25 protein-coding genes are annotated in these 23,402 nt (G+C 62.5%); 6 read left to right on the top strand and 19 right to left on the bottom strand.

The window, feature by feature from the left end:
• Positions 1 to 136: 136 nt before the first annotated feature.
• The 11 genes from AC07PT_RS25545 to gspE all read right to left on the bottom strand — a co-directional run bounded on the left by AC07PT_RS25545 (position 137) and on the right by gspE (position 11,532).
• Positions 137 to 586 carry a hypothetical protein gene (locus tag AC07PT_RS25545; RefSeq protein WP_494658580.1) on the bottom strand — a complete coding sequence of 150 codons (450 nt, stop codon included), beginning with the start codon at positions 584 to 586 and terminating at the stop codon, positions 137 to 139.
• Positions 587 to 609: 23 nt separating this feature from the next.
• A complete protein-coding gene (gspD, locus tag AC07PT_RS25540) occupies positions 610 to 2,922 on the bottom strand; it encodes a type II secretion system secretin GspD (RefSeq protein ID WP_494658579.1) in 2,313 nt (770 codons plus the stop codon).
• A gap of 882 nt (positions 2,923 to 3,804) precedes the next feature.
• The gene (gspM, locus tag AC07PT_RS25535; RefSeq protein ID WP_494658578.1) at positions 3,805 to 4,362 is read right to left on the bottom strand and encodes a type II secretion system protein GspM; all 558 of its coding nucleotides are present in this window, start codon (positions 4,360 to 4,362) and stop codon (positions 3,805 to 3,807) included.
• Positions 4,359 to 5,654 (bottom strand): PilN domain-containing protein, encoded by a 1,296-nt coding sequence (locus AC07PT_RS25530; RefSeq protein WP_494658577.1) that lies wholly within the window; start codon positions 5,652 to 5,654, stop codon positions 4,359 to 4,361. The genes gspM and AC07PT_RS25530 overlap by 4 nt, the downstream gene beginning before the upstream one ends.
• Before the next feature lie 7 nt (positions 5,655 to 5,661).
• The gene (locus AC07PT_RS25525) at positions 5,662 to 6,522 is read right to left on the bottom strand and encodes a type II secretion system minor pseudopilin (protein ID WP_494658576.1); all 861 of its coding nucleotides are present in this window, start codon (positions 6,520 to 6,522) and stop codon (positions 5,662 to 5,664) included.
• Positions 6,519 to 7,205, bottom strand: a complete 687-nt coding sequence (locus tag AC07PT_RS25520) for a prepilin-type N-terminal cleavage/methylation domain-containing protein (protein WP_494658575.1) — start codon at positions 7,203 to 7,205, stop codon at positions 6,519 to 6,521. Before AC07PT_RS25520 ends, AC07PT_RS25525 begins: the two co-directional genes overlap by 4 nt.
• Positions 7,202 to 7,600, bottom strand: a complete 399-nt coding sequence (locus tag AC07PT_RS25515; RefSeq protein WP_494658574.1) for a PulJ/GspJ family protein — start codon at positions 7,598 to 7,600, stop codon at positions 7,202 to 7,204. The genes AC07PT_RS25520 and AC07PT_RS25515 overlap by 4 nt, the downstream gene beginning before the upstream one ends.
• On the bottom strand, positions 7,597 to 8,046 hold the full coding sequence (locus tag AC07PT_RS25510) for a GspH/FimT family pseudopilin (RefSeq protein ID WP_494658573.1): 450 nt from the start codon (positions 8,044 to 8,046) through the stop codon (positions 7,597 to 7,599). The genes AC07PT_RS25515 and AC07PT_RS25510 overlap by 4 nt, the downstream gene beginning before the upstream one ends.
• Before the next feature lie 24 nt (positions 8,047 to 8,070).
• Positions 8,071 to 8,499, bottom strand: a complete 429-nt coding sequence (gene gspG / locus AC07PT_RS25505) for a type II secretion system major pseudopilin GspG (protein WP_494658572.1) — start codon at positions 8,497 to 8,499, stop codon at positions 8,071 to 8,073.
• A gap of 38 nt (positions 8,500 to 8,537) precedes the next feature.
• Entirely contained in the window at positions 8,538 to 9,806 is a 1,269-nt protein-coding gene (locus AC07PT_RS25500) for a type II secretion system F family protein (protein ID WP_494658571.1), read from the bottom strand.
• Positions 9,799 to 11,532 carry a type II secretion system ATPase GspE gene (gspE, locus tag AC07PT_RS25495; protein WP_494658607.1) on the bottom strand — a complete coding sequence of 578 codons (1,734 nt, stop codon included), beginning with the start codon at positions 11,530 to 11,532 and terminating at the stop codon, positions 9,799 to 9,801. The genes AC07PT_RS25500 and gspE overlap by 8 nt, the downstream gene beginning before the upstream one ends.
• A 251-nt stretch (positions 11,533 to 11,783) precedes the next feature.
• Here gspE and AC07PT_RS25490 point away from each other — a divergent pair, with 251 nt between their 5' ends.
• Both AC07PT_RS25490 and AC07PT_RS25485 read left to right on the top strand, forming a co-directional pair.
• Positions 11,784 to 13,649: a hypothetical protein gene (locus tag AC07PT_RS25490; protein WP_494658570.1), complete on the top strand. Its 1,866-nt coding sequence runs from the start codon at positions 11,784 to 11,786 to the stop codon at positions 13,647 to 13,649.
• Complete coding sequence (locus tag AC07PT_RS25485; protein ID WP_494658569.1) at positions 13,649 to 14,446, top strand: galactosyltransferase-related protein; 798 nt, start codon at positions 13,649 to 13,651, stop codon at positions 14,444 to 14,446. The genes AC07PT_RS25490 and AC07PT_RS25485 overlap by 1 nt, the downstream gene beginning before the upstream one ends.
• 27 nt (positions 14,447 to 14,473) lie before the next feature.
• On the opposite strand, the gene AC07PT_RS25480 is transcribed toward AC07PT_RS25485, so the two are convergent.
• Both AC07PT_RS25480 and AC07PT_RS25475 read right to left on the bottom strand, forming a co-directional pair.
• Positions 14,474 to 15,583 carry an MBL fold metallo-hydrolase gene (locus AC07PT_RS25480; protein WP_494658568.1) on the bottom strand — a complete coding sequence of 370 codons (1,110 nt, stop codon included), beginning with the start codon at positions 15,581 to 15,583 and terminating at the stop codon, positions 14,474 to 14,476.
• Between the two features lie 111 nt (positions 15,584 to 15,694).
• Positions 15,695 to 15,949 (bottom strand): metal-sensing transcriptional repressor, encoded by a 255-nt coding sequence (locus AC07PT_RS25475; protein ID WP_494658567.1) that lies wholly within the window; start codon positions 15,947 to 15,949, stop codon positions 15,695 to 15,697.
• 92 nt (positions 15,950 to 16,041) lie between these two features.
• Here AC07PT_RS25475 and AC07PT_RS25470 point away from each other — a divergent pair, with 92 nt between their 5' ends.
• The 4 genes from AC07PT_RS25470 (at position 16,042) to AC07PT_RS25455 (ending at position 18,884) form a co-directional block, all read left to right on the top strand.
• A complete protein-coding gene (locus AC07PT_RS25470) occupies positions 16,042 to 16,467 on the top strand; it encodes a YeeE/YedE family protein (protein WP_494658566.1) in 426 nt (141 codons plus the stop codon).
• 28 nt (positions 16,468 to 16,495) lie between these two features.
• Complete coding sequence (locus AC07PT_RS25465) at positions 16,496 to 16,990, top strand: DUF6691 family protein (protein WP_494658565.1); 495 nt, start codon at positions 16,496 to 16,498, stop codon at positions 16,988 to 16,990.
• Positions 16,991 to 17,105: 115 nt separating this feature from the next.
• Positions 17,106 to 18,065 carry an NAD(P)H-dependent flavin oxidoreductase gene (locus AC07PT_RS25460; RefSeq protein ID WP_494658564.1) on the top strand — a complete coding sequence of 320 codons (960 nt, stop codon included), beginning with the start codon at positions 17,106 to 17,108 and terminating at the stop codon, positions 18,063 to 18,065.
• A gap of 45 nt (positions 18,066 to 18,110) precedes the next feature.
• A complete protein-coding gene (locus tag AC07PT_RS25455) occupies positions 18,111 to 18,884 on the top strand; it encodes an SDR family oxidoreductase (RefSeq protein WP_494658563.1) in 774 nt (257 codons plus the stop codon).
• Between the two features lie 31 nt (positions 18,885 to 18,915).
• Here the strand turns inward: AC07PT_RS25455 and AC07PT_RS25450 are convergent, their stop codons facing one another.
• From AC07PT_RS25450 to gmhB, 6 genes are all read right to left on the bottom strand, one after another.
• Complete coding sequence (locus AC07PT_RS25450; RefSeq protein WP_494658562.1) at positions 18,916 to 19,755, bottom strand: class I SAM-dependent methyltransferase; 840 nt, start codon at positions 19,753 to 19,755, stop codon at positions 18,916 to 18,918.
• Between the two features lie 57 nt (positions 19,756 to 19,812).
• Positions 19,813 to 20,550, bottom strand: coding sequence for an LrgB family protein (locus AC07PT_RS25445; RefSeq protein WP_492348861.1), 738 nt, complete (start codon positions 20,548 to 20,550; stop codon positions 19,813 to 19,815).
• Positions 20,547 to 20,924, bottom strand: coding sequence for a CidA/LrgA family protein (locus AC07PT_RS25440; protein ID WP_494658561.1), 378 nt, complete (start codon positions 20,922 to 20,924; stop codon positions 20,547 to 20,549). The genes AC07PT_RS25445 and AC07PT_RS25440 overlap by 4 nt, the downstream gene beginning before the upstream one ends.
• Positions 20,925 to 21,012: 88 nt before the next feature.
• Positions 21,013 to 21,993 (bottom strand): M48 family metallopeptidase, encoded by a 981-nt coding sequence (locus tag AC07PT_RS25435; RefSeq protein WP_494658560.1) that lies wholly within the window; start codon positions 21,991 to 21,993, stop codon positions 21,013 to 21,015.
• A 20-nt stretch (positions 21,994 to 22,013) separates the two neighbouring features.
• Positions 22,014 to 22,760: a lysophospholipid acyltransferase family protein gene (locus AC07PT_RS25430; protein WP_494658559.1), complete on the bottom strand. Its 747-nt coding sequence runs from the start codon at positions 22,758 to 22,760 to the stop codon at positions 22,014 to 22,016.
• Between the two features lie 31 nt (positions 22,761 to 22,791).
• Positions 22,792 to 23,364 (bottom strand): D-glycero-beta-D-manno-heptose 1,7-bisphosphate 7-phosphatase, encoded by a 573-nt coding sequence (gmhB, locus tag AC07PT_RS25425; RefSeq protein WP_492348857.1) that lies wholly within the window; start codon positions 23,362 to 23,364, stop codon positions 22,792 to 22,794.
• Between the last annotated feature and the right edge of the window lie 38 nt (positions 23,365 to 23,402).

Raw genomic sequence — 23,402 nt, 5'->3', positions numbered from 1 at the left:
TGGTAGCACAGCAGTTTGCGCCCAAGCCAGTTGCAAAGCAGGCATGAATATTTGTGTTGATTAAATGCAACACCGCAACCAAAGTCGCATTCTCAGTCTACCTCAAGCAAAGCCAGGCACATACATTCCCCTCGACTCAAGGCGCTTCGTAGCGCCACCATTGGCCACCTTCAAGCAGCCAAGTATCTTCAAGATGGGTGGACACGATGCCCGAGGCGACACCCGGAATCATCGGTACCACATCCAGGCGGACGGTGGCCTTGCATTTTTCGGCTTCACAGGCCACGCGAACGACTTGCGCCCCCTTGAGCCCCGCACCCGAGCCCACAGTGCCCCAGAACTGGTCCACCGTGTGCAGGCTGCGGTAGCCGGGCGTGAGGTAAGGATAGGCTTGATCGATCTTTCCGGCCACGCGGGCTTGCCAGTAGGCCGTGGCACGCTGAGTCACCTTCTGCTCAGGCGGCTCGGGCTTGAGGATGGCACAGCCAGTCATGACAGCGGCAAAACCGGCCAAGACCAGCGTATGAGCCGCCAGGGCAGCTAGGCGGCGTACGCCAAAGGCACGACGAACACTACTAATAGACATATTGCGGATTTCCTGTTGACAGATCATTTCGCAGGTTGAGAAGAAGCCGGCGCCGTTGTCAATGCCGGCGTAACCGCAGCAGGGACTGGAGCCGGTATGGCATAACCGGTGGCGGGTACACCTAATTTACTGGGAGTGGTGAAAGGGGTCGCACCGCTAGACTCAACCATGCGCGAAAGACCCCTCATGCGATCACGCAGTTCGGCGCTGACGTCGCGGATCTCCTGATCGGAGCGAACAACCTTCGGCGTGATCACCACCAGCAGTTCAGTTTTTGCGGCATTACGGGTCTGAGCACCGAACAGCCCGCCGATCAAGGGTAGGTCACCCAGGATCGGTAAGCCCGAGCTACCCTTGGTGCTGTTGTCACGAATCAGGCCACCCAACACAATGGTTTCGCCCGAGCGCACGGCCACCTTGCTCGAAATCTGACGCTGCATGAAGGCACGCTGCCCGGTTGGCACATCCACCTGCCCAACATCGGTGACCGACTGATTGATCATCATGGTAACCATGTTGCCGGCATTGACCGAGGGCGTGACGCCCAAGCTGACCCCGGTGTCCTTGTATTGATAGGTCGAAGTTACAGCCGTCGAACCAGAGACATAGTTGGTGTCACCCGTTTTAACGGGCGTTTGGTCGCCGACCAGAATATTGGCCGTATGGTTGTCAAGCACCATCAGCGAGGGGCTGGAGATCACGTTGACCAAGGATTTATCGGCTAGCGCATTCAATACAGCGCGCACATCGCCCGCGCTGTTCTTGAAGGTGTACGAGAAACCCGCAGCCGCCGCACCCAAGGTGCCACCAGCCACCGTACTGAGTACGCCCAGACCGCTGGAACCATTGCTGCTTTTGTTGCTGAAGGCCCACTGCAGGCCGTACGAGAGGTTATCGGTCAGCGTGACCTCAATAATGCTGGCCTCTATCAGCACTTGGGTCGGCGGAATGTCCAGGCGCTTGAGCGTGGACTCAATCTTGTTGAATTCACGTCGCGAGGCGTAGACCAAAATAGCGTTGTTGATCTCATCGGCAATCAGACGGACGCCCGACACCAAGTTGACTGCTGTCACCGAGGCACTCTGAGCTTGGTTCTGGGTCTGGTTCAGCCCCCCTGAAAACGAAGACGCACCTTGGCCGGACAAACTGGTGCTACTGCTGCGGTTAAGTGTGCTGCTGTTAGTCAGGGAAGAGGTCTGATTCAGGCCAGGCGCAACACCGCTGGTACCTGTATTGCCGGTCTGACGCCCGTCACCGAAAATACCACTGAGCACAGTGGCCAAGTGGCGCGCATTGCCGTTTTGCACTGGGTAGACGAACAACTGAGGTTCCGTGCTGTTGTCATTGGGACGGTCCAGGCGCTCAATCCAAAGGCGAGCCTCATCAAGATAGGCCGCCCGTGGGGTGACCACCAGAATGCTGTTGAGACGTTCAATCGGCAAAATGCGCAGCGCGCCAAACAACGGATTACCCTCACCCAAGCCCACTGGCGTACTGCTGGCACGGCCAGCTGCGCTGCTGCCGGTGTTTGCCGGTGCCGTCACACCGGAAGCTAAACCGGCAGTCGACGTCGCCGCAGCCGCAGCCGCGGTAGCTCCCGGGGTCATCATGCGCAAAGCAGCCTCGACTTCAGCGATCGACGCATATTTAAGGGGGAACACACCGACTGACATTCCCTTGAGCAGATCGACGTCAAATGTGGACACCAGGTCCAACCAGCCCTCAGCCTGCGTGCGGGTACCAGCCAGCACCAGCAGATTTCGGATGTTATCGACCCGAATCAACGCATCGCTGGGCATCAGCGGCTTGAGGATGGCGGCCATCTCACCCGCTCCAATGTATTGCAGCGGCACAATGATCACGCCCTGCCCTGGCGGCAGACTGCCCTTGTCGACCTGCCGGGCCGAGGTCCCCATGCCCTTGACAGCATCAGGCCGCCCCACCTGATAGGTTCCGCGCACATCGCGCACCATCAGGATGCCATTGGCCTGCAGTGCACTTTCCAGCAGGAACACCGCTTGGTCGGGCGACACCGGCGTGCGTGTAGTCAGTGTGACGGTGCCCGCCAGCGGCGGGTGCAGGGCGTAATCGACCTTGAGCACGTCGCCCAGAATGACCCGCACCACATCGGCCACCGGGGCCTCCTCAAAGTTGAAGGTGATGGGTGCACCAGTCAATGCAGGCACAGGCTTGGGCGGCGCAATCACACGGTCATTGCCACGGATGATGCGCGGCTCGCTGCCACTGGCGTCGCTCCTGGCAGCGTCGGCCTTACCGGTGGCGGGCGTTACCGGGGCCACGGCGGGTGCCGTAGACGGTGCCACAGCGGGCACCATGCCCGCCGCAGCCGCAGTAGCGGGCGCGGCCAAAGCAGCTGGCGGAACTGGGGCCGGTGCATCAGATACAGGGGTTGCGGGCACACTCACCGGATCCCCCGTGTTGGTCGAACCGGCTTCTGCCGAGGTGGCGGACTGGACCGCCGCCAATTGCGAGACCGCCAAGGCAACAGCAGTGAGAACGTATCGGTATCGAGTCATGGAAACTACGGAGCTAGCTCGGTTAACGGGGGTTGGTCTGACGCGGGGCACCAAAGACAGGGCGCAGCGCCGAAGCCTGGGGAGTGACAGCCGGTGCGGCGGCATGCGCGTCGGGGGAAGAAGGAACACCGCCGGGCGCTCCCGATGGTACAGGAGCAGACGGAGCGGGCGATAGCGCTGCACGGGACAGACCAGCGTAGGCGGTCATCTTGGCCTTTTGCAAAGGCACAACCCTGGTTTCACCATTGCGAACAAACGTGGCATTGCGGCCCTGTACCGCCGTCAGCGTCCACCCCTCGATCTGCGCATTCAAGCGCACACGGCGATTGTTGCCAGCCACATTGATCATCACAGTGCTGGCTGGTCCTGCATCAACGATGCCGCTGAGCACGGCCGACGCCAAATGATCCACCGGGGGCGGTGGGGCCGGCGGTGGCGGCGGGGGAGGCGGACGCCGTGTGACTGAAAACAGAGGCCGATCGAGCAAGGCCATGAATTGATTGGTATCCGCCGGTGCGATCGGTGGCAAGGCCGCAATCAATTTAGAGAAATCAGATTTCTGAGCCTCAGGCGGCACCCAGTGCACGTTCTTCAACTCGCCCTCAGGCGTCAACCATTGCCAAGCCATAGGCACGCACAAGGCACCGTTGAGCAGCCACAAGCAATGCAATACGTATCGCTTCATGAATGCACCCTGAATGCGCTGAACTGGAACTGGACCGAGATCCTAGGAGGCACCCCCGGCGCTGTCGGAACAGGAAGAATCATGTGCAGATCAAGCTCGTTGAGCACGATGACCGGCGACTGCCCCGGCAGCACCGCCAGTGCGGTCTGGAAGGCTTGTTGCGTGCCCTCCACCTGGAACACCAGCGAAATACGATCAAACCCCTTGTCAGCCTTGGCCGGCAACACCTGGCTACTGATGACCTGCAGCCCGGCGCTGTTGAAGATGTCACGCACTTTTTGCTGCGCAGCGCTGCCGGCCTGGTTAGCATCTTGCTCGTCGCCATAAGCATACTGTTTGACAAGGCCACGCGCCGTCTCCAGCAAGCGGTCCATGTCGGCGCCCTGAGCTTCGAAACCTATCAAACGGCTGTAACGAGGGGTGAGTGCCTGCAGCTTTTCTTCAGCCCACTGGTATTTCTGGAACACATATAGGCCCATGCCGGCCAGAGGCAGTAAAACGAGCGCGAGCGTGCAAAGGACAATCGCGACGTCACGGAATTTGATATTCTTCATGGCGTCTTGGGGGTCGGGGGCGCAGGTGCCGGAATGGTTGGCGAGCCACCGAAGGTCGGCCCTTTGCCAGCCGGCACAGCCACTGGCTTAGGGGCCACCAACTTGGGTGGGGTGGTGGCGGGTGGAGCCGTCGGAGCAGAGACGGTCGCCGCCGGTGTCGGCACCACCGTCACCAATGGGGCTGCACCTGACACTGGCGCGGCGTTGGACGCAGCTGCAGCTGCGCCAGCGGGCAAGGCATTCGCAGGCGCTGCCGCAATGCCAAACTGCTCAAGGTCGACAGCGAACTCGATAATGAAGGTCTCTTTGTTGTTGGCCCCACCCACCCGAGTGGCGGGAGAAGGTGCACGGACTTCCTTGAACCCGCTTTGACCACCCAGAGCCTGCATGACGGTAGACGAATTGGCGGTCTGGCCAGTGAGGTTGAATTTTCCGCCCTGATACTTGAGCGCCAGAATGTAAGTGTCGTCAGGTAACAGCACGGTCAGCTTTTCAAACACGCGCATGAAATCAACCTGACTGCCGAGCAAATCGTGGAGCGCATTCACTTGCTCGGCACTTTGCAACATGGCCTCGCGCTGCTTCACGAGCAACTTGGTTCGCCTCTGTGCATCCTCATAGGCGTGGTCTGCCTCCAGCGCGCGCATGCGCAACTGCAGCACGGGGGTCACGGCACTTGCCAAGGCCAGCAATACCGCGCTCGCCAACAACCCATAGGCCAAATGGCGGCGCCGGGAGGCAAAACGAACCCGAGCAACCTCACCGTAGCCAGCAAGCACCACAGGGGCGCCCGCGTCAATACGCACCCAAAGTTCAGGCTGTTGGTCCGGCGACAGACGTGTTGATTGACTGTCCAGATATTGCGCGATCTGCCGACGCGAAGCCAACACGACCTGCGCCTCACGGCCGCCCCCCTCGCGAGGCGAGAGGCGGAAGCCCCAAACCAGATCGGCCGCCGCGAAGGGGCTGACGCCGTGGGCTTCGAGCGCAACAGCACCGGCCACCTCGTCATCGGGAACCTGGGGCAGGACCAGCGAACGACACAGCACGTCGTCGAGTGGCAGCTCAACAGCCACAAAGGGCTGCTTGCCAGACTTGGAAGTGGCCAGCAGGACCTCGCCCAGCCAAACTGACTCGTCGCCATCAGCCTGCAACAGACGGATGGGCACTGGAGGCGTGAGCCAGGACATTACAGGCCATTCGTGCAGGCGCGACCAGGGCCGACGAATCTCGCGCCAGAGCGAAGCGAGATCGACCCCCAGGAAACGGTCATCAGAAGAAAGGGTGGACATGGTTCAACTAGGGGTTCTTGCGGGGAATTGACTCAAACCCTTGGCTTGAGTAAAACGTGCGCCAGGGCAAGCCATCGGCGCGACGAACCGTCATGTCGACGTGGCGCGACACAATCGCCCAGCCACCATCGGCCAATGGCACACGGGCACGCACGCGAAAGCGCCGGATCGGGCTCTGGTCCACGAACGCGGTGTCAAGGGATGATGTATCGATGCCGGCATCACCTGCAGCACGGGCCGCCTGTATCCGCTCGCCCACGCCCGCGTTGCCTCCAGCCAGCACGTTCAAGACGCCCGCCGGTGCAGCCATGGGATTGATTTTGCCGCTTCCCCTGAGGTCTGCCGTTACGAGCGCGGCGATCTTAGCATAGAGCGCATAATCGATTCCAGGAACCCGCAGCAGATCTTCGGGCGCATCGAAACGCTCAACAGCGCCCCCCGGGCCAGGGGTGCTACGCTGCTGTACCACTGCTTGGGCCAGTTGATCCGCCAGACCAGGCACCCCGCCAGCGACAGCGAACAGCTTTGCCAACAAGGGCAACGGCGCGCTGTTGATGTCTATCAGGCCGTTGAGCGGCATCACCTCGATCTGTACCGGCACCCCCTGATAGGACAACTCAACCGTCATCGTGCGGAGCAACGGCTCAGTACGCAGGGTCAACTCACGCAAGGCAAGTTGTATTGCGCCATCACCTACGGCGCCAGCCACCGTACGCTGACGCTGCAAGCCCATGCTACGAGCCTCCTCACGCACCGACAGGGTCAAACCCGCAACGATGATGCTCAGCGCTGCCACGATCCACAAGACCATGACCAACACCACGCCGCGCTCGCGCGCCTGCCCGGACAGCAACGTGACTCGACTCATCGTGCCGCCCCGCCACCAAACACAGGGCCCGACATGGACGGATCGCTGCCCACCAGCGCCCGCATCGCCACCACCATGTAGGGCCAGTCACCGGTCGACGTCCGAATCGATACACGCACCCTGTCGGGCAGATGATCGACCGCTGTCCATCGAGGGTTCCAGCTCGGAGGCTCGACTTGTGAATCGAGGTATTCAAGGCCAAAGCCCTGCACACCTTCAAGCAGAACGCTTGAGCTTGCGCCCTGCCACTCAGGCGCATTGGCGGGACCGACCCAGGGCGCGTACTGAAAGGCCAGCGCGCTGCCATTAGGTGTTGAGCTCAAGAACAGGCGCAGATGATGACGCCCGCCCACGCCATGACGAGCCGGCAGCACGCCAAGCCAACTGATTTCAGTTGGCTCACCGCGAAAGAAATAGGGTGAATCACCAGCCTGCTTGATGAGAGGCGTCTTCTGAACAGAGATGCGACCCAGTGCCTCTCGCAAAAAACTGCTGACCAGTCGTAGCTCGTCGGCCGACTGCAACTTGCGGTCCACCCGCTCTTCAGTCTGGGCAGCCGTGCGCAGAGCCGACACCAAAGCCAGCATGACCAGCGAGAGCAGAGACATGGCTACCAACAACTCGACCAGGGTGAAGCCGCGACAGGGCTGAGCGCTATGCAGAGGACATACCGTCGAATTCATTGCCGCACCCCATCCAGCAACAACTTTCGCTCGGGCCGCAAGGTCTTGAATTCGATCTGGCGCGTTTTACCGCCATCGGGCCATTCGATCAGCACGTGCAGTTCATGCATCGGGGGGACACGCGGGTCATCACCAGTGAGCGGATACAGCACGCTACTGACATGCCAAGCCATGCCACCCGAGACACCGCTTTCGTTCCAACCCTGAGGTGGCACAGCATCGTTAGTCGCCAGCAGCGACTGAGCCAGCAAGAGCGCACGCTGGGAGCGCTCCATGCTGTCAGAGCTACGCGCATTGCTGCCGCTGGCGCGGTAGAGCATGGCCAACGAGAGTGCCGCGATCGAAAAGGCGACCAACATCTCGAGCAGAGTAAAGCCGCTCTGGCGTCGCCTCATGGCGCCAGTGCCTCTTGGGTAATGCGGCCCGACAGCCAGTCGACACGCAAACGCACACCTTGGCCCGATGCGCGCAGAATATCGATACTGCCTCCGGTGGCTCCGCCGTCGGGTAGGAAGCGGATGGCAGCCTCCTGCTGGGCGCTCAGCTCGGTCCCGGCCACAGTGGCACGCACCTGAAGCGATTCAGGGATCGGCAGCGCCAAACCCTCGGCTGCCCGATAGGCTCGGTGCTGCAAATCGATCACAAAGACCGCATCACGCCCTTGAGCCAAGGCGGTGGAGCGCGCACTTTTGAGACCACTGAGCATGCTGCGCAATGTGTTTCGGTATTGGGAGGATTCGCGCATGCGGTCATAGGCAAGCGGCACCACGGCCACCAGCAAGCCCATGATGGCAAACACCACGAGCAGCTCGACCAGCGTGAAGCCGCGCTGCGATCGCATGCGTCAGAAAGTGAGAAAAACGGATTACTTGGTGTTGCGGACGTCGGCGTTCTCGCCTTCGCCACCAGCCACACCGTCGGCCCCGAAAGAGAGGATCTCGACCCCACCACCGTTGAGCGTATATTGATACGGCTTACCCCAAGGATCGGTCGGCACGCCACCCTTCAGATAGGGACCATTCCAACCCGCTGCATTGCCCGGCTTGTTGACCAACGCATTGAGGCCTTCTTCGGAACTGGGAAAACGGCCCACGTCCAACTTGAACAACTCCAGCGATTTATCCAGATCGGCGATTTGCACACCTGCGGTCTTGGTCTTGGCACCGCCGAGTTGACCCAGCACACGCGGCCCCACCAGACCTGCAAGCAGAGTCAAAATGGCCAACACGACCAGCAATTCGATCAGGGTAAAGCCCTTGGCGGAACGGGTTTTGCGGCGAGTAAGAGAATTCACGATGGACAAATCCTTGAAAAATGAGCGATTTTAGAGGTCTACCCTGCCAGATCATTGATAGACAAAATACCGAGCAGGATGGACACAATGATCGAGGCGATCATCAGGCCCAGAACGATGATCAGCAGCGGCTCAACCAGGGTCAAGCCTCGCTTGATACCAATCTCCACGTCCCGATTCAGAATCTTTGCCAACTCAAGCATCATGGGGCCAATCCGCCCCGTCTCTTCCCCAACTCTGATGAGGTTGATGGCCAAAGGTTCAAAGATTTGCGTCGAAATGATGGCGTCGACAACCTTGCTGCCTTCCTTGACCCTGGGCGCTACATCCGCAAGGGCTTGACGCAAAACAGCATTGGTGACGGTCTCGGTCGCGATATGCAAGGCCGTCAGGAGAGGCACGCCGTTGCCCAGCAAGGTCCCAAGCGAACGCGAAAACAAGGTCAATTCATACTTGAGCATCAAACGCCCAATGAGGGGCACGCGCAGCAAGCGCGTCTGCCACCAAAGGCGTCCACGCGGCGAACGTAGCCACCGCGTCACAGCAGCACCCACAATGATTGCAAGCAAGCCCATCAGCAGCCCATAACTCTTGAATACATGGCCCAACTCCATCACCAATCGGGTAGGCAAAGGCAATGCATCACCCATGTCGGTGAATAGCTTTTCAAACTGAGGCACGACAAAGCCAAGCATGGCAATCAACGACAACACAGCCACGCCGAGAAGAATGGCTGGGTAAATGGTGGCAGACACAACGCTTTCACGCAGAGCGCGAAGCCGCTCCATGTGCTCCACAAGCCGCTCCATCACAGAAGACAGTTGCCCACTGACTTCGCCAGAGCGGATCATGTTGATATAGAAATCGCCGAACAGTTCGCGGTTCTTGCCCAAGGCCTTACTGAACGGCGTGCCGCCCTTCACATCTTCGAGTGTCCGTTCGGTCAATGCCGCTACTGACGGCTTGTGACTCATGCCGATCAAAACGCGCAAGGCATTATCGAGTGCGAGTCCCGCCCGCAACATAATTGAGAGTTCCGAAGTGAGCAGCAGGATATCAGACTGGTTCACTGGCCCACGCCCCAAACGCTGCTTTCCACCCTGCTTAGACAGCAGCCCGGCCAGGCTGCCACGAGTTCCCGTCGGCACGAGCGAAGGTGCCTCACCTTGGCCGGGTTCACGAATACTCAACGGCGTCAAACCACGAGCACGCAACTGCTTCTGAGCCAGCGCCACCGTGGCCACATCCATACGCCCTTCATGAATTTTTCCGCTAGCGTCAGCGGCACGCCAGACAAAATCAGGCATCTCCCTGATCCTCCGTAACGCGCAACAATTCGTCCAAACTGGTAACTCCAGCAACAACCTTGCGCAAACCGTCTTCATGCAGCGTCAGCATGCCAGACTGAATTGCGAGTGCATGGAGTTGGCTCGCATCCTGCCCCGCCACAATTGCTCTTCGCATGGGCTCGTCCAGCACCAGCAATTCGTGAATGCCAGTACGACCCTGGTAACCCGAGCCCCGACACTGCGGGCACCCCACGGCGCGATAAATCGGCTGATCAGGTGCACAGAAACGATGCAGCCCGGCCGTAGCCAGCACCTCGGCAGAGGGAAGCTCAGGCGACTTACAGTGTTTACACAACGTGCGCACCAAGCGCTGAGAAAGCACGCCATTGACCGAAGAGGTGATCAAATACCCCTCGACCCCCATGTCCTTCAGGCGAATCACCGCACCCGCTGCTGTATTGGTGTGCAGGGTAGAAAGCACCAAGTGCCCCGTGAGCGCAGATTGCACTGCAATTTGTGCCGTTTCCCCATCGCGCATTTCACCGATCATGATGATGTCAGGGTCTTGCCGGAGGATGGACCGCAACGCGCTGGCAAAAGTCAGATTGATCTGCGGGTGCACCTGAATCTGGTTGATGCCCTCGAGTTGGTACTCCACCGGATCTTCGACAGTGATGATTTTCTGAGTCGCCGAATCCAGCTTGGACAGAGCCGCGTAGAGTGTTGTCGTCTTGCCCGACCCCGTGGGCCCAGTGACCAGCACGATACCGTGCGGCTTGGCCAACAAGGCATTGAAACGACTTAACGTATCGCCTGCAAACCCCATACTCTCGAGGCTGAAGCGCACACTGGCGCGATCAAGCACCCGCATCACCACACTTTCGCCATGCACCGTGGGCACAGTCGAAACCCGCAGATCAAGCTCACGCCCCTTGACTCGGGTCTTGATGCGCCCATCCTGCGGCAAACGTCGCTCAGCAATGTCCAGGTGCGCAAGCAGTTTGACGCGTGAATTGACCGCTGCACTATGCTTCGGCGGTACGAGTTCGCCCGCATGAATGACACCGTCCACGCGATATCGAACATGCAACCCGTCATCGAATGGTTCGAGATGGATATCTGATGCTCTCAGGTCAATCACTCGCCCGATGATGGCGTTGACCAACCGGATCACTGGTGCTTCACTGGCCAGATCCTTGAGGTGCTCGACAAAATCGCCAGCCAGGCCCTCATCCTCAAATCCATCAGGCGCCTCATCACCAGTCTCATCTGTCACGACGGGCTGAGCCAAGGCGCGCTCGATATCACTTTCCAGGCTGATAAAAGGCCGGATCGTCAGCCCGGTGGCCAGACGCAAAGCCTTGAGCACAAAGGCATCCTGAGGTACCGACATGGCGACCTCAAGCACCGTTCCTACTAAACGCAACGGGCAAACTTGGTGAGTGGAGAGGAATTCTGGCAACAACCCTTCAACCTCAGGCAGGGCACTGGGGAATTCGTCAGATCCCGCCACCGGCACATTCAGTTGTTGAGAAAGCGTCCGCAGCACGTCCAACTCCGACACCAGGCCGAGTTGGACCAAAACGCGCCCGAGCATATTGCCCATTTCGAGTTGAGCCTGCAGCGCACGCTCCATGTCGCGAGCGGACAGCCGACCAGCCTGAACCAATAGTTCACCCAAGCGTGGTCTGCCTATAGTCACGTCCAGGGCTGGCTCTTGGGAGGCAAAGGCTTCTGTGATCATGGGAGAAAATGAGGCATATGGTGTAGAACCGAGAAACCGGAAATACAGCAAGTGCGTGATGTCGGTGATGCGCGATTTTGCCTCATCAAGCACGCAGACCTGTAAAGTCACACACCCAGCGCGTAGATAGGCACAGGCCACACGGCCAAGAGCCGCACTCGCTGCCTGCAACCCGATCCGAATCCAGCATGCCGCAACACCGACAACCATCAGCACAATCCGGATCACCCATCCCATGGGTTGTCGGAGTGATGATCGCTGCCCTGCTACTGACCGCCTCATGCCTGCTTCGTGTCGCTGATGACGCGGGTGCGCTCGGCAAGCATCGCCCTTTGCTACTTGCCCCCATGCTCAGCGGTTTGGATCATTGCCTGCAAAACACGACCGCCGAAAGTCCAGAACTTGCGCTGCCCGCAACTTGCATAGGGCCCGAGGGGTCGGCTGCGGCACTCGTTCAAGCCAGTCTGGACACGCTCGGCCCAATACAAGCCTCGGGACTAACCTTGGGGTACAGCCTCAAGGCGCCACTGCTCGACTTTCTGCGCCGGGATGGCACCGACTGGCACGTGGACAAGGCCGCGGTGCAGCGACTCATCAGGACCATTCGCGATGTGCCACGCCCCGTGGTGCTCTATCTCTTTGCCACCCATTTCGAGACCCATGCCCCGATTGAGGCCGAACTGGCACAAGACCCCCACAATCTGGCTGCAACTGTAGATGGTGTTTTGCCCATTGATCGTTACTACAACGATAAGTTGTACCCCTGGTCCGTTGCCCGCACCGACAACAGTCTGACCCAGCGCCGTGAACAAGTCATCGCAGCGATCATCGAAGAAGCGTGTCGTCAGCCTGTCTCAGTCATTGAGAAAGTGGCAGCGATCACGCTCCTGGGAGAAACTCACCAGCTCTTTCCGCACTTCGAAACAGGTATGGCCTTCAATGTGCCCTACAAAGTCTCTGACTACAGCGAGGCTTCACGCGAGGGGTTTCAACGCTTCCTCACTCAAAAAACCGGGAGTCTGGCACGACTCAACACGCTGCTGGGCGGCAACTACAGTCATTGGGACGAAGTGCAACCGCCTGACCATGACGCACTGAAAAGCCAAGGCTCCCATGTTGAGCGACATATCAACGCCTATGCCCACGGCAGCTTTCCAATCTCGGGATGGATCTCGCCACAAGGACACCTAGGCCACGGCGTTGTTCGGGTCTACCTTGACGGACTTCTTCACGGACGCGCCAATGTCGGCCTGAATCGGCAGGATGTGCTTGACGCGTTACCTGCTCTTGGCTCAGCAGATGTGGGCTGGCGGTATGACCTCGCCTTCCGGACGCTTGCCAGCGGCCCCCATCAAATTGACCTGTATCTGGAGCGAAGCGGCCACCCCCTGCAACACCTGGGCACCCGTCACGTGGAGATCGTGGGCCATGCCGGCGCATCAAAGGTCGATCGCTGGACTCCTGGCCTTCCTGCGAGCAATTCACCCGATCCTTCACTTCGCTATTACATCGATGCGCCGATCGAAAATGCGCGCTTCAGCTACAACCCCTTGGTTCCTCTTTGGCATGCCTACAGAAACCTGCAAGTCGTGCAATACATTCAACACTTTCAAAGCATGCTGGCTCATAGTTGTCTCGGCAGCCGTCCGCTCTACACACACCAACTGGTACCCTATTCCAATCCGAGTTGGGACGCCAACAGATACGCCGTCGACAGCTCACTGCAGCCACAACCCGGTCTGAACCTTGGCGTGAGCCTGTATGGTGAGACCACCTATGGCAAAAGCATGATTCAGTGGCTGCACAGCCAGGGTCATACCCAATACGGAGTGACCGAGTTCCATCCACTGACGCCCCTCAACCCAGAAGAGCTCAAAACAACGCTCAGCCAACACCAGACCGCAGGAGCTCAGTTCATATCGATGTTTGTCGAAGGGCGTTGGCAGGGACACTACATGTCAGAGGATCGCAACTTGTTCGCTTTTGATCCAGATAACCATGCCTACGGTTCAGACGCTCTTTTTTCAGCGCTGAAAGCCATCTTGAATGATCCTGCGACGCGGCTGGACAGGCCTAGCCTGCCCGCCCCCCCAAAGGGCCTGATGAAGTTCAACTGATGCTGATGACGCCCATCCAACAAACATTCGATACCAGGTACCTCACCCTCTCCATCATCAGTCACCAACACGACGCCTGCCTGCACACCCTGTTGAATCAACTGTGCGCCACGTCAGCGAGCGGCCTGAGCCACCTCATCATCACCCACAACGTGCCCGGCGCCCCGCTACCCCTGCCTGCGCAGGGCTGGCCGTTTCGCATCACCGAAATCCACAACCCCAGCCCGAAAGGCTTTGGCGCCAACCACAACGAGGCATTCAAGCGCTGCGACACTGCGTTGTTCGGCATCCTCAACCCCGACCTTGAGGGGCTACCGGCAGAACTATGGCCTACTTTGATGGAGCAGGCCCAGCGCGCGCAAACCGGCCTGGCCTACCCCGTGCTGCTCAACCTAGACGGCACGGTACAAGACAGCGAACGCGAGGTGCCTACGCCACTGGCCCTGCTCAAGCGCTACACCCATCGCCCGCCCGTGCCGCGGCGCGACTGGGCCAATGCGGCCTGTTGGGTACTGCGCCGCGAGGTGTGGCAGCAGTTGGGTGGCTTTGACGAGGGGTATTTTCTGTACTGCGAAGACGTGGACTTCTGTCTGCGCGTGCAGCTGGCCGGGCTCGAGTTGAGGCGCGCCGATGTTCGCATGACGCACCACGCCCAGCGCACCAGCCACCGCCAGTGGCGCTACGTGAGCCTGCACCTGCGCAGCCTGTGGCGGTTGTGGACCACCCCCACGCTTTACCGCTACCTGTGGCGACTCCGCAAGACCGGTCCGGTGCGCCTGCCGGACATGGGGCGCTGAAGCCCCACCACCACCGATCGAACGGTTTCAACCCTGGCGCCAGGGCAGGCCACGGAAGCGCCAGCCACCCTTGCGACCGCGCTGGCCGTGTTGATCCGGATCGCCTTCAAAGCCTTCCAGGATGTTGTAGGCCTGCAGCCCCAACTCGGTCGCACGTTTGGCCGCCGCCACCGAACGCACGCCGCTGCGGCACAGCAACACCACCTTGCGCCCGGCCGCCGCGGCGAGCACGCCCTCGTCAAAGCCGGGGTTCATGGCCATGCCGGGCCACTGCTTCCAGGCCAGCCCTGTGGCCCCCGGCACAAAACCGACCCATTCGCGCTCGGCATCGGTGCGCACATCCACCAACACCGCCTCGCCCGACTGCACCCATTGCCAGGCCAGCAGGGGCGAGACATCGCCCGCATAGCCGTGTGCCGCACGCACCTCGCCCACCGGGGCCCCTGCGGCATCGTGCCGCAAGCCAGAGCTGAGGTTGGCCGGCACGGCCTCGTCGATGCGGCGCGGCTTGGGCAGTTGCAGGCCCTCCATCACCGCCACGAACTCGGCCAGGCTGCGACCTGCCACGCGGGCGTTGCTGGCTTTTTCAGCACCGATGCTCGACCGCGTGCGGCCCTGGTAATCGTGCCCCGGCCACACGGTGGTGGCGTCGGGCAGGCGAAACAACACCTCGGTCAGGCTGTGGTACAGCGCTTCGGCACTGCCCGACTGGAAATCGGTGCGGCCACAGCCATTGATCAACAACGTGTCCCCCGTGAAGACATGGTCACGCCACACATAGCTCATGCTGCCCGCGGTGTGCCCCGGGGTGTGCAGGGCCAGCAGACTTTCGCCCCCAAAAGCCAGGCTCTGGCCATCGCTGAGTTGGGTGGCCGCCGTGCCGACGCCACAGCCCTGGGGTGCCACGGTGTGGGCGCCGGTGTGCTCGGCCAGTGCGGCGGCACTGGTGATGTGGTCGGCATGGGCATGGGTTTCGATGATCCAGCGCAGGCTCAGGCCCTGGTCGCGCAAGACCTGCAGGTCACGCTCCAACTGCTCTTCGACCGGGTCGATGATCACGGCGTCGCGGGTGACAGGATCGGCCAGCAGGTAGGTGTAGGTGCTGGAGGCGGTATCAAACAACTGAATGGGTTGCATGTCGGTTCCTTGCGGCAAACAGACGGAAAGTGGAAAAAACAGAGAACGAGTCGAACGGCACCCCTGCGCGGCTCAGCCCAGCGGTCGCACGTGCGAGCTCACGAAGTGAGGTCACGCAAACTTGGCCAACAGGCGGCCAATCTGATCAGGGGACACACGCCCCTGCTCGATCATGCAGGCCACCATGTGGAAGAACGACTTGTCGAGCGCCTTGCGGGCAGCGGCCAGTTGCTGCGCAATCTGTTCGCAATCCACGTCTTCGTCGATCAGGCGCTGCACGCCACGCAACTGGCCTTCCACGCGAGCCAGGCGGGTTTTGAGTGCTTTTTTGTGGGCCGCATCGGCCAGGGGCGATGAAGGGGGCATGGTCAGAACGCCGCATTCGGGCAAAAGTAGTAGCCCACCAATATACTCCGGCAGGTATATAGGAACAAGATTTCATTGCCAGGAACCCCACGATGATTGCACTGCACCCCTACCTTCAGTCGGCTCTGGGCGGCCTGATGATCGGACTGGCCAGTTGGTGGCTGCTGGCTTCATTGGGCCGCATTGCTGGCATCAGCGGCATCGCCGCCGCGCTATTGCCCGGACGCGACGCCCAGCCGGAACGAGCTTGGCAAGCTGCATTCATCGCGGGCCTGGTGCTGGGTGGTGCGCTCTGGGCCCGGTTGATGCCGACCCCCACCACAGCCCTGCGCCCCCTGCCGCTGCTGCTGATAGCCGGGTTTCTGGTCGGACTGGGCACGGTGATGGCCTCCGGCTGCACCAGCGGGCACGGCGTTTGCGGACTGGGCCGACGCTCCGTGCGCTCGCTGGCGGCCACCGCCACCTTCATGGGATCGGGTATGGCCACGGTGGCCATTTTGAAGCTGTTCCAAGCCTGAGGCTTTGCCCATCACCCCGGTGCCCGACATGAACACGCAATCCACACCCGCGACCCCATCCACCACAGACCCCGAGCTGTCGCGTCTGCCAGCCCTGCTGACGGCCGCCGCTGCCGGCCTGCTGTTTGCAGCGGGCCTCGCCCTATCTGGCATGACCCAACCCGCCAAGGTGATCGGATTTCTGAACCTGGGCGGCATCGCCAACGGCCAATGGGACCCCAGCCTGGCCTTCGTGATGAGCGGGGCGCTGATGGTCACCCTGATCGCCTTTGCCATCACGCCCTCCAAGCCGATCCGGCCAGCGCGCCGCCCCTGGTTCGCCGACCGCTTTCAATTGCCCACGAGGCAGGACATCGACACCCCGCTGCTGCTGGGGTCGACCCTGTTCGGCATCGGTTGGGGGCTGGCGGGGTACTGCCCGGGCCCCGCCTTGAGCACCCTGCTGAGCGGCGGGCTGGACACCGCGGTCTTCGTGGCCGCCATGCTGGCCGGGATGGCCGTGGCACGCCGCTGGCTGCGCTGACGCCACCCCCGGGGGTGACGGAGGTCGGCCGCAGGGGCTGACCCGCAGGTGACCGACAGGCCGCAGCAGCGCCGCTACGCTGCAAGCCCATGTTCCATCTGCACTTACCCACCCCATGAGCACCGCATTCACGCCCGGTCGCAACCGCGTGCTGGCCCACACCGGCGCCCGCGTCCCCATCATCCAGGCCCCCATGGGCTGGATCGCCCGCACCCCGCTGGCCTCGGCCGTGTCGCGCGCCGGCGGCTTGGGGGTGATCGAGACCTCGTCCGGCGAAACCGCCAACTGCCAGCAGGAGATCCGGCAGATGCTGACTCTGGGCCTGCCCTTCGGCGTCAACCTGCCGATCCGCTTTTTGCAAGACGACGCCATGCTGCGCTTCGTGTGCGACAGCGGGGTGCGCTTTGTCACCACCTCGGCCGGCAGCCCGGCCAAGTTCATCGCTCCCTTGAAGAGCGCGGGCATCACGGTCTACCACGCCGTGCCCACGCTGGACACCGCACTCAAGTGCGTGGACGCCGGCATCGACGGCCTGGTGGTCGAGGGCGCCGAAGGCGGCGGCTTCAAGAACCCCGAAGAAGTCTCGACCCTGGTACTGCTGCAGGCCATCCGGGCCCGGGTCGACGTGCCGCTGATCGCCGCGGGCGGCATCGTGGACGGGCGCGGCATGGCCGCGGCCTTCGCCCTGGGGGCCGAGGCCATCCAGATGGGGACGCGCTTTGTGTGCTGCACCGAAAGCCCGGTGCATGCCAATTACAAGAACGCCATCGTGGAGTCCCGCGAGACCGGCACCTGGGTGCTCAACAAAAAGGCCTCGCCTTGCATCCGCGCACTCAAGTCCGAACGCACCCGGGTGATCCACGAGGAGGGATTGATGCCCGCCGACACCTTCAAGGGCCTGCAGCAGGTCTATTTTGGGGGCGACATGGAAGCCGCCCCGGCCCTGGCCGGCCAGAGCGTGGGCCTGATCGACGGCGTCAAGACGGCGCAGGAGATCATCGATGAGACCCTGCGCGGCTTCGAAGAGATCACCGCCCGACTGGGCGCCATGAGCCAGCAACGCCACTTCGGCTGAAGCGGGCTGAGACTTTCAGAAACCCCATTCACAGGAGACAAGACCATGAACACCAGCGAACTCTTCTCGCTCAAGGGCCGCACCGCCCTCATCACCGGTGGCTCCCGCGGCATCGGCCGCATGATCGCGGCGGGCTTCATTGCCCAGGGCGCACGCGTCTACATCTCGGCGCGCAAGGCGACGGCCTGCGACGCTACGGCCGCCGAACTGGCCCAGGGCGGGCATTGCGTGTCACTGCCGGCCGATGTGTCCAGCGTGGAAGGCGCCAAGGCCCTGGCCGCCGCCTACGGGCAGCACGAGGCTTCGCTCGACATCCTGGTCAACAACGCCGGCGCCGCCTGGGGAGCCCCGTTTGATGAGTTTCCCGAAAGCGGCTGGGACAAGGTGGTCGACCTGAACTTGAAGGCCCCCTTCTTCCTGACCCAGGCGCTGGCCCCCTTGCTGCGCCAGGCGGCTCAGCAGCACGCGGCCAAGGTGATCAACATCGCCTCGATCGACGGCATCTCGGTCAACCCGCTGGAGACCTACTCCTACGCCGCCAGCAAGTCAGGCCTGATCCACCTGACCCGCCGCATGGCCCTGCGCCTGATCGAGGACAACATCGTGGTCAACGCCATCGCCCCGGGCGCTTTTGCCTCGGAGATGAACCGCGATGCCCGTGACAATGGCGAGGCCGTGTCGGCCCGCATCCCTGCACACCGCATCGGCAGCGACCAGGACATGGCCGCCGCTGCCATCTACCTGGCCTCACGGGCGGGCGACTATGTGGTGGGGCACACCCTCACGGTGGACGGCGGGGTGACGATCGCCCGGGGGTGAGATGGAAGGGCGCCGGACCGGCGCCCCCTGTTCAGGGCTTGACGAACTTCAGCAGGAAGCCGTCCGTGCGCTGGCCATCTGGCGCTGACTTCTGATCCCGTGGGTCGGCCGGATTGCGGTAGATTTCGCTGGCGGCCACAAATCGGAAGCCAGCGGCCTCGACCTCCTGGCGCACCAGGGCTTCTTCAACGCGATGCAGGCTGCTCGACTCCGTGATGCCGGTTCCGGCGCGCCCGGCGTGGTCAGCAATGACATAGACGCCGCCCGGCTTCAGACCTGCAAAAATGGCCTGGTTCAGGCTGGTGCGGTCCACCCCCCAGTGCCCCAGGTCGTGATAATTGAACATGAAAGTCACCAGATCCAGCCCCTTGCGGGTGGCGGCATCAGGGACAGGAGACTCAAAAGGCAGCACGACAGGTTCAAGCGTGCCCAACTGAGACTGGCGGGCTCGCTGCAGCAAGGCGGCAAAGGAGCGTGTGCGGGCCGGCTCCGGCCCGGCCCTGAAACCGGCGGTGCCTGCCTGAGGCGCCTCGTTCTTGCCATCTGCCGGCGGCGCACTTTGGCCATAGACACGCCCGGTGGCCCCCACACTGCGAGCCAGCAGCTCGCTGGTGTAGCCGCCCCCGGCATTCAGATCAAGCACCTGCATTCCGGGACGCACACCCATGAACGCCAGCAGTTTCTCAGGTTGACGCACCGCGTCCAGTTTCCGGTCTTCGGCTGAGCGATCCGGGTTGGCGACAATGGCCGCAATCGACGTGGAATTCAAGGCGCCGGGCACACCGTTGGCACCAGGGCCGGCGCAAGCGGCCAAGGTCAAAACGAGAGAAGCCCCCGCGGCACGAACAATCAAGGTTCGGGTCAGTTTCATAAAGATTCTCAGTTTGGACGACACAAAAAATGGGCAGATACCCAGGATCAAAAAAATTCACCACCACGGCGTTGCTTGCCACAGAGCCACCAGCAAGGGCATCAACACCGCCGTGGCCACCCCGTTGAGCCCCATGGCCAAGGCAGAAAATGCCCCGGCCGTTTCATGCACCTGCAAGGCCCGGGCGGTCCCGATGGCATGGGCGGAAATGCCCACGGCAAAGCCTCGTACCGCCGGGTCATGCACGCCGACCCAGTTCAGCAACGGGCGAGCCATGATGGCCCCGCTGATGCCCGTCACCGCCACAGCCACCGCAGCCAACGAGGGCAGCCCGCCCCAGCGCTCGGCCAATGCCATGGCAATGGGCATCGTGGCCGATTTGGGCATCAGCGAAAGCAAGGTCTCGCGCGAGCCCCCCAGCGCCCAGGCGATGGCCACAGCCGACACCATGGCCGTGACCGACCCCGCCAACAACGCCACCAGAACCGGGCGCCAGATTCGTTTGAGGCGCTCAAGCTGTCCAAACAAAGGCACGGCCAGCGCCACCGTGGCCGGACCGATCAGGAAGTGGACAAACTTGGCGCCCTCAAAATAAGTGGGGTATGGCGTGCCAGTGGCCCACAGCACGGCAATCACCAGGCTGACAGAGGTCAGCACCGGAATCAGCCAGGGCTTGTGCCCCGAACGCCGGTAGAGCGCCACCGCCCCCAGGTAGGCCAGCAGGGTCAACGCCAACCACAACAAGGGCGAGCGGCCCAGGAAAACCCAGATCTCGAACAGACCGCCGGGGTTCATGCGCCCTCCTCAGGGAACTCATCTGCCAATGGCTGGCCACTGCGCCGCAGCATCCAACGCAAGGTCAAGGCCGTCACCACCAGCGTCACGGCCGCGCCGCCAACACCCGCCGCCAGAAACGGCAACCACTCGTGGGCAACTCGGCCAAAGTGCATCATCACGCCGGCCACCGCAGGGATGAACAACAGCATCAGGTGCTGCAACAGCCCGCCAGAGGCCTGGCGCAGCCCTTCGGGCACGGCGCCGCGCCACACCAGCCAGCCGGCCAGGATCAGCATGCCCATCAAGGGCCCCGGCAAGGGCAGGTGCAGCCAGAACACCAGGCCTTCGCCCAGCAACTGCATCAGAAACAAAAGCGTCAGTCCTTGAATCATGGTCGGGTGTCTCCTGTGGGTTCAAGCTGGGGGCCGCCATTGTCACGCAAGGCCGCTTTGGGTGCAGGCGCGGGCGCTGCGCCCACCCTCACCAGCGGGGCAAGGCGCCCAGGCGCAGCTGCTGACGGCGTTCGGCGTGGTCAGGCACCACTGCGGCCACCGTGTCCCAGAAGCGGGGGCTGTGGTCCATCACGCGCAGGTGGGCCAGCTCGTGCACCACCACGTAATCGATCACGGGCAGGCTGAAATGGATCAGGCGCCAGTTGAGGCGAATGCTGCCGTCAATGCGGGCGCTGCCCCAACGGGTGCTGGCATTGCTCAGGGCCAGCTTGTTCCACTGCACGCCCAGTTGGGGCGCGTAATGGTCGAGCCGCTGCGCGAACAAGGCCTTGGCCTCTCGCATCAGGCAGGCCTGAACGGCATCCTTGATCTGGCTGGCTTCCGCCTGAGGCGGCAGGCCCAGGCTCAGCAGGTGGCGCACGCCCTGCTCGGCTGCGGCCTCAGGGGCCAGGCGGTGCAACATGCCGCCCGCCAGCGCCCCCGGCTGCAGGCGCACGCGCAGAGGTTCGCCCAGAAACGGCAGCTCGGCCCCATCGGCCCAGGCCACGCTGGCAGAGGCCTGGCGGGATTGGCGTTCGCGCGCCTCGTCGAGCTTGCGCACGATCCAGGCGCTTTTGGTACGCAGAGCAGCGTCCACCTCGGCCTGAGACACCCAGCGCGGCGCCCGCACCACCAGGCCCTCGGGCCCGACGACAAAACCGATGCTGCGCCGACGTGCCCGCTCAAAGCGGTAAGCCACCCAGCTGCCTTGCAGTTGCAACTCGCGGTTGGCCTGCGGATGGCGAAAGCTCATGGGTGCGATCACCTCGGTCAGCGGGGCCGCAGGCGGGCCGACGGGACCAGGGGCCGACGGGATGGGGCGCGCTGGCTCGAACAGCTGAGGATCCGGCTTCGGCGTCGGCTTGGGCCGTCGGGGTGGCGCGGCCCTGCGCTTGGGCGGCGCAGAGGGGGCCGCCGGCGTCGGCTCACGCTCGAACAGGTCGAGCGTGAATTGCAGCAGTCGGTTCATGGCCCCCGGCACGCGTGTGCTCAGCCCTGGGCGGGCGGGTAGGCCTCGGGGTCCAGGCGTCGCATTTCAGCCTCGATCCAGGCTTCGACCTCGCGCATCAATTCGTCGGGCTGGCGCCCTGCCGAAGGGATGGGTTTGCCAATCGACACATCCACCACACCCGGGTGCTTGATGAAGGCCTTGCGCGGCCAGCACTTGGCCGAGGTCACGGCAATCGGGATCACCGGCGCGCCCGTCTCGATGGCCAGACGGGTGCCACCGCTCTTGTACTGGCCTTTCTGGCCGCGGGGCGTGCGCGTGCCCTCGGGGAACATGATGATCCAGATGCCCTGCGCGAGCAGGCGCTTGCCCTGCGCCACCACCTTGTTGAAGGCCTGGGCGCGCTGGCTGCGGTCGATGTGGATCATGTCGAGCCGACCCATGGCCCAGCCAAAGAAAGGCACATACAGCAGCTCTTTCTTGAACACATAGGCCAGCGGGTGCGGCATCAGTGTGGGCATCAGAAAGGTCTCGAAGGTCGACTGGTGCTTGACCAGCAGAATGGCCGGGCTGGTCTCGCCCTTCGGCAGGTTTTCGCGTCCGCTCACCCGCACCTCAATGCCCATCAGCACGCGGGCCCCCGCCACGGCCCAGCCCAGCCAGCGCACCGCCATCCACCACAGCGGGGTGCCGCGGCGCCACAGCGAGGCCACCAACATGATCAAGGCCCAGGGCATCACGGTGACCATCATCCACAGGGTGTGCAAAAGGGAGCGCAGCAGGTGCATGGGTAGGGCCTTGTTGAAAACAGAGGGCGGCTCAGGCCGCCACGCGCTGGCGCTCGGCATCGCGCGCGATCAGGTGATCGGCAAAGACGCCCACGTCGGCGTGCACGCGGGTGCCTGGCGGAAAGGTGTCGGGCAGGGACCGGTCGCGCCATTCGGCGCCCAGGCCGGTGAGCACCAGGTGCGGTTCGCAACCCGCTGCATACCCGGCCTGCAGATCGCGCAGGCTGTCACCCGCCATGGGCACGCCCTGCAGGCTGATGCCATAGCGATCGGCAATCTGCTCGAACAGCCCGGGAGAAGGCATGCGGCACCGGCACTCCTCGTCGGGCGCATGGGGGCAGAAGAACACCGCCTCGACACGGCCGCCGGCAGCGGCCAACAGCTTGTGCATCTTGGCGTGCATGGCATTGACCTGGGCCATGTCGAACAGGCCGCGTCCCAGGCCGGCCTGGTTGGACACCACCACCACCTGAAAGCCAGCGTGGTTGAGCCGAGCAATCGCCTCCAGCACCCCGGGCAGAGGCAACCACTCCTCCGGGCTCTTCACGAAGTCGTCGCTGCTTTCGTTGATGGTGCCATCGCGGTCGAGAATGACGAGTTTCATGGGGAGCATCCTGGGGGTGGCGTGGGTTTGGCGTGGGG

It is taken from the genome of Curvibacter sp. GW821-FHT09D12 (assembly GCF_059416245.1).
Note: the sequence above shows the minus strand (reverse complement) of the source record. Positions and strands in the feature narration are given on the sequence as shown.

Coding starts and splice junctions, on each gene's coding strand:
- AC07PT_RS25545 (WP_494658580.1), bottom strand. CDS start 586: ATGTCTATTAGTAGTGTTCGTCGTGCCTTTGGCGTACGCCGCCTAGCT.
- AC07PT_RS25430 (WP_494658559.1), bottom strand. CDS start 22,760: ATGCACCTGCTGCGCTCCCTTTTGCACACCCTGTGGATGATGGTCACC.
- AC07PT_RS25455 (WP_494658563.1), top strand. CDS start 18,111: ATGAACACCAGCGAACTCTTCTCGCTCAAGGGCCGCACCGCCCTCATC.
- AC07PT_RS25440 (WP_494658561.1), bottom strand. CDS start 20,924: ATGATTCAAGGACTGACGCTTTTGTTTCTGATGCAGTTGCTGGGCGAA.
- AC07PT_RS25480 (WP_494658568.1), bottom strand. CDS start 15,583: ATGCAACCCATTCAGTTGTTTGATACCGCCTCCAGCACCTACACCTAC.
- AC07PT_RS25490 (WP_494658570.1), top strand. CDS start 11,784: ATGATCGCTGCCCTGCTACTGACCGCCTCATGCCTGCTTCGTGTCGCT.
- AC07PT_RS25435 (WP_494658560.1), bottom strand. CDS start 21,993: ATGAACCGACTGCTGCAATTCACGCTCGACCTGTTCGAGCGTGAGCCG.
- AC07PT_RS25500 (WP_494658571.1), bottom strand. CDS start 9,806: ATGCCTGATTTTGTCTGGCGTGCCGCTGACGCTAGCGGAAAAATTCAT.
- AC07PT_RS25445 (WP_492348861.1), bottom strand. CDS start 20,550: ATGAACCCCGGCGGTCTGTTCGAGATCTGGGTTTTCCTGGGCCGCTCG.
- AC07PT_RS25485 (WP_494658569.1), top strand. CDS start 13,649: ATGCTGATGACGCCCATCCAACAAACATTCGATACCAGGTACCTCACC.
- gspM (WP_494658578.1), bottom strand. CDS start 4,362: ATGAAGAATATCAAATTCCGTGACGTCGCGATTGTCCTTTGCACGCTC.
- AC07PT_RS25470 (WP_494658566.1), top strand. CDS start 16,042: ATGATTGCACTGCACCCCTACCTTCAGTCGGCTCTGGGCGGCCTGATG.
- AC07PT_RS25525 (WP_494658576.1), bottom strand. CDS start 6,522: ATGAGTCGAGTCACGTTGCTGTCCGGGCAGGCGCGCGAGCGCGGCGTG.
- AC07PT_RS25530 (WP_494658577.1), bottom strand. CDS start 5,654: ATGTCCACCCTTTCTTCTGATGACCGTTTCCTGGGGGTCGATCTCGCT.
- AC07PT_RS25460 (WP_494658564.1), top strand. CDS start 17,106: ATGAGCACCGCATTCACGCCCGGTCGCAACCGCGTGCTGGCCCACACC.
- AC07PT_RS25510 (WP_494658573.1), bottom strand. CDS start 8,046: ATGCGATCGCAGCGCGGCTTCACGCTGGTCGAGCTGCTCGTGGTGTTT.
- AC07PT_RS25465 (WP_494658565.1), top strand. CDS start 16,496: ATGAACACGCAATCCACACCCGCGACCCCATCCACCACAGACCCCGAG.
- gspE (WP_494658607.1), bottom strand. CDS start 11,532: ATGATCACAGAAGCCTTTGCCTCCCAAGAGCCAGCCCTGGACGTGACT.
- AC07PT_RS25515 (WP_494658574.1), bottom strand. CDS start 7,600: ATGAGGCGACGCCAGAGCGGCTTTACTCTGCTCGAGATGTTGGTCGCC.
- gmhB (WP_492348857.1), bottom strand. CDS start 23,364: ATGAAACTCGTCATTCTCGACCGCGATGGCACCATCAACGAAAGCAGC.
- AC07PT_RS25450 (WP_494658562.1), bottom strand. CDS start 19,755: ATGAAACTGACCCGAACCTTGATTGTTCGTGCCGCGGGGGCTTCTCTC.
- gspD (WP_494658579.1), bottom strand. CDS start 2,922: ATGGTGCCCGCTGTGGCACCGTCTACGGCACCCGCCGTGGCCCCGGTA.
- AC07PT_RS25475 (WP_494658567.1), bottom strand. CDS start 15,949: ATGCCCCCTTCATCGCCCCTGGCCGATGCGGCCCACAAAAAAGCACTC.
- AC07PT_RS25520 (WP_494658575.1), bottom strand. CDS start 7,205: ATGAATTCGACGGTATGTCCTCTGCATAGCGCTCAGCCCTGTCGCGGC.